1 pseudogene is annotated in these 1,268 nt (G+C 46.2%); it reads right to left on the reverse strand.

Annotated elements, in window-relative coordinates:
• Positions 1 to 181: 181 nt before the first annotated feature.
• A pseudogene (locus tag A3SI_RS21810) lies at positions 182 to 862 on the reverse strand (IS91 family transposase); the annotation flags it as partial.
• Positions 863 to 1,268 lie beyond the last annotated feature (406 nt).

Genomic DNA, 1,268 nt, shown 5'->3' on the forward strand with positions numbered 1-1,268 from the left:
GGGTTGAGCGGAGATCTAGCTGATTGGGGAATTAAARGTTTGGTAGCTGGTTTCCGTKRAATGGGTTTTAAAAAATACTGGTTTTTTTATGAGGTTGTTTTAGATAGCAGCAATTGACTGCAATCTTTTTTTGAGCCTTTTGTCTCCGTTGTTTACTGTTTTTTGAGTGTCTGAATATCTTTTAGCAAAAGGTTTTCCTTTGCTCGTATGAGCTGTTTTTTAGTTTTTTTGCATGTGCTTTGAGTTTGTTGTTAATGGTTGGCGGAGGTGCGTTTGCAGCGAAGTATAAGATGGTGGTGAGTGTTCCCTTGTAACAACAGGGGCAGATGGTGATGTTGCATTCTTCTTGGAAATAGAGTGGGTCTCCATGCTTTTCCTTTTGAACATCTGTTGAGTTGATGCCCTGTTCTTGCTGGAAAGCTCTGAGTTCTTCTTTGTTTCTTCTAGATAGAAAACCATAGTGCCGGATTTTGACAAACATTGGAGGTAGAATATGTAAGCAAAACCGTCTGAGGAACTCGCCAGCGTCGAGTGTCATGATTTTGGTGACGGCCCCGTGTGCGTAGTCTTTGTAGGTGAAGGATACATTTCCGTTGTCGGTGGATTTTAACCGGTGGTTAGAGATGGCTGCCCGATGAGTGTACCTGCTGAGGTATTCGACAACAGCTGCGGGATTTTGGAAGGGCCGTTTGGCGTAGACAACCCAGTTTTTGGAATATAGTGTTTTTCTGAGCTGGGGAGTGATTGGAAGTTCGGCCTGTTTGGCAAAGCGGAGGAATTCCTGAAGGAACTTTCCCCGGTATACGGTAGCCATGGCTTTGATGGGGAATAGGAAATCTCCGTTGGATGCACATGTTTTCCATAGCAAAGGCGAGGAGGAAGCGGTGTTTGAGGAGTCCTGGGGCAGCAAAGATGTCCTTGCATTCCTGTTTGGATAGGACTGTTGGGAGCGTTTGGGTATGTTTGATGGAGGGCATATGAAGTGCCTGATCGTTGAGACCGAAGAGTCTGTACCAGTACCTCAGGCCAAAGACGGTCTGTTTGAAGAAGCTGATGGAGAGGTTATCATGGACGGTAAGGCGATAGAGGTATGAGTAGACCTGATCGATGGGTACTTCATGTGGTAGTTTACCGAAGTGAAGTGCCATATGGCGATGTTCCGTCCGTAGGTTGCTGGCCATGCTTTTGGAGCATTGGTCGAGCAACCTTCGTTCGGCCTAACCGAACGTCCTTGGAGCATTCGGAATCCGAATGGTTAACAAGCTACG

It is taken from the genome of Nitritalea halalkaliphila LW7 (assembly GCF_000265075.1).
Lineage (GTDB): Bacteria > Bacteroidota > Bacteroidia > Cytophagales > Cyclobacteriaceae > Nitritalea > Nitritalea halalkaliphila.